Annotated in this window: 2 protein-coding genes and 1 pseudogene; all 3 read right to left on the bottom strand. The window is 72.3% G+C overall.

Going from position 1 to position 2,920, the window contains the following annotated elements; all coding sequences use genetic code 11:
* A pseudogene (locus tag WDV85_RS06410) lies at positions 1-312 on the bottom strand (hypothetical protein); the annotation flags it as partial.
* Positions 309-1,163 (bottom strand): sugar ABC transporter permease, encoded by an 855-nt coding sequence (locus WDV85_RS06405; RefSeq protein WP_445263242.1) that lies wholly within the window; start codon positions 1,161-1,163, stop codon positions 309-311. The pseudogene WDV85_RS06410 and the gene WDV85_RS06405, both read right to left, overlap by 4 nt.
* A gap of 109 nt (positions 1,164-1,272) precedes the next feature.
* Positions 1,273-2,871 (bottom strand): ABC transporter permease subunit, encoded by a 1,599-nt coding sequence (locus WDV85_RS06400; RefSeq protein WP_339569848.1) that lies wholly within the window; start codon positions 2,869-2,871, stop codon positions 1,273-1,275.
* Positions 2,872-2,920 lie beyond the last annotated feature (49 nt).

Raw genomic sequence — 2,920 nt, 5'->3', positions numbered from 1 at the left:
CCCCCCCCCGCCGTCGCGCCCCTCGAGGAGGAAGCGGTAGGAGGTGACGGGGTTGCGCGCCTCCACCTCGGCGGAGAACCACGTGCCGCCCGGGCCGCGGCCGTCCGGCACGGCGGCCCGCAGGACGGGCTCGCCGTCGCGCAGCTGGCGCACGTGGACGGCGCCGCCCCACGGCGAGCCGTCGGCCGCGTCCGGCACGAGGACCCGGACGGGCACGCGCTCGCCGAGGGCCGGCGACGCCGTCCCCGTGCACCAGGCGGAGCCGTCGTGGTGGGGCGCGCGGAGCTCGTGGTCCCGGGGCGCCGGGCTCACCCCTTCACCCCGCCCGCGGTGATGCCGCCGACGATGAAGCGCTGGAGGTACTGGAAGAGCAGGACGACGGGGATCGCCGTGAGCAGCGCACCGGCCGCGAAGAGCCCCAGGTTGTTCGAGCGGTCGTTCTCGATGACCGACCACAGGCCCACGGCGACGGTCCGCACGCCCGCCTCGCGCAGGAAGATCGAGGCGATGAGGAACTCGCTGATGACGCCGACGAAGGCGAGCAGGCTCGTGACGGCGAGGATCGGCACGAGCAGCGGCAGGAGGATCCGGAAGAAGATCGTCGCGTGCCCGGCGCCGTCGACCGTCGCGGCCTCGTCGAGGGACGCCGGGATCGAGTCGAAGAAGCCCTTGATGAGCCACACCTGCGCGAAGGCGTTGCCGCACATGACGAGGACGTAGCCGGCCAGCGTGTTGAGGCCGATGGCCGGGATGACCTCGCCGAGGTCGGTGAAGAGCAGGAACAGCGCGATGGTGGCGAGGATCTGCGGGAACATCTGGATGAGCAGCAGGGCCAGCAGGCCCCCGCGGCGCCCGCGGAAGCGGAAGCGGCTGAAGGCGTAGGCGGCGAGGGCGCTGCAGGTGACCTGGACGAGCGTCACCGAGGTGCACACGACGAGCGTGTTGAGCATCCACCGGCCGAAGGGCCTCGACGGGTCGGTGAAGAGCGCCTGGAAGTTCACGAGGCTCAGCTGGCGCGGGACGAGGTCGGTCGAGACGACGCTGCCCAGCGGGTTGAAGGCCGCCGAGACGATGTACAGCACAGGGAAGACGGCGAAGGCGACGGCGGCGAGGCCGACGACGTGCCGCCAGCCCACCTCGCGCCACCAGCGCCCCCGGCTCATCCGGTAGGCGGTCGGCGGGACGGACGGCGCGGACGGGCCGTCGCCACCGGGCGCGGCGAGGTGGCCGGGGGCGGTCGGGGTGCCCGCGCGCAGCTCCTGGCTGGTCATGTCAGATCACGTCCTCGAGGCGGCGGGTCAGGCGGAACTGCAGGGCGGCGACGACGCCGGTGAGGATGAAGAGCAGCACCGCGATGGCGGAGGCGAAGCCGAACTGCGCCCCGCTGGCGCCGAAGGCGAGGCGGATCGTGTAGCTGATGAGCAGGTCCGTGCCGCCGGCGGTCGGGTTGTCCGGCGTGAAGGGCCCGCCGCCGGTGAGCAGGAAGATCGTGTTGAAGTTGTTGAAGTTGAAGGCGAAGGAGGCCACGAGCAGCGGCGCCGTGGGGATGAGCAGGAGGGGGAAGGTGATGGTGCGGAAGCCCGTGAAGCCGCCCGCGCCGTCGAGCCCCGCCGCCTCCTTGAGGTCCTCAGGGACCGCCTGCAGCGCTCCGGTGACGACGAGGAACATGTAGGGGAACCCGAGCCAGAGGTTCGTGAGGATGACGGCGACCTTCGCCGTCGTCTCGCCGCCGAACCAGTTGACGCTCAGCCCGGTCAGCTCGTTGACGAGCCCGAAGTCGGTGTTCCAGAAGCCCGACCACAGCAGCAGCGAGATGAAGCTCGGGATGGCGTAGGGCAGCAGCAGCACCGAGCGGTACACCTTCTGGCCCCGGACGCGGCGGTCGTTGAGGACGATGGCGAGCACGGTCCCGAGCGCGAAGGTGGTCGCCACCGAGAGCGTCGCGAAGACGAGGGTCCAGCCGAAGATGCCGAGGAAGTCCGAGAGGATCCGCGCGTCCGTGAAGGCCCGCACGTAGTTGGCGAGACCGACGTCGGCGGCCCAGGACTGGTCCGAGAGCCGCTGGCCGTCGGCGCTGACGTAGTACTCGCGGTCGCCCTGCAGCGTCGGGGCGTAGACGGCGCCCGTGTCGGTGTTCGTGATGGTCTCGGCGTCCTCGTCGTAGACGAGGGGCGTGGAGCCGAGGAAGGCCTGCCGGATGCCGAGCTGGCGGATGGCCCCGCCGTCGACGGGCACCGTGAGGTCGGCCAGCTGGGCGCTCGCGTCGTTGACCTGCACCGGCGTCAGGAGCTCGTACCCGTCGGCCGCGGTGACGAAGCCGTCGGTGACGGTCGCGTCGGGCAGCGGCTCGAGCCCCTCGTCCGTGCCGACGGAGGCCTCGCCCGTCGCCGGGTCGACGAGGAGGAAGGCGTAGGGCCCGGCCGACGGGGACCCGGTCGTGGCGACGCTGAGGTTGTAGCGCGGCGCGTCGGGCGCCTGGACGACGGACGCCCCGAGGATCTGCGCCGTGGCCTCCTCGCGGGTGGCCCGCGTGCCGTCCCCGAGGTTCGTCAGCGACACCTGGAAGGTCGAGATGACCGGGTAGACGACGAAGCTGAAGAGCAGCACCGCCCCGGGCAGCAGGTACTTGAGCGGGATCGCGCGCCGGGTCGCGTAGACGGCGACGACGAGCAGCACGAGCACCCAGAAGAAGACGAGGAAGCCCCACCGCTCCGCCGCGACGAGCGCCGGCGTCAGCGACACCACGGTGCTGATGACCACCGCGAGCACGAGGATCTTGAGCAGGAGGACGGGGACCGAGCGGGAGCCGCGGGGCGCGGCGTGCGACGCCGGGCTCTCCTGCGGGGCGGGGCGGAGCTGCTGCGAGACCACGTCGCCTCCTGGGCGGGGTCGGTCGGGAGGGTGGGCGCGACGGCGCGCC

Origin of the sequence: Pseudokineococcus sp. 5B2Z-1 (assembly GCF_037482305.1) — a bacterium.
In the GTDB taxonomy this organism is placed as follows: Bacteria; Actinomycetota; Actinomycetes; order Actinomycetales; family Quadrisphaeraceae; genus Pseudokineococcus.
This window is presented reverse-complemented; position numbering and strand designations above follow the sequence as displayed.

Excerpts from the sequence above, each read along its gene's own strand:
- WDV85_RS06405 (WP_445263242.1), bottom strand. The coding sequence starts at position 1,163 with ATGAGCCGGGGGCGCTGGTGGCGCGAGGTGGGCTGGCGGCACGTCGTC.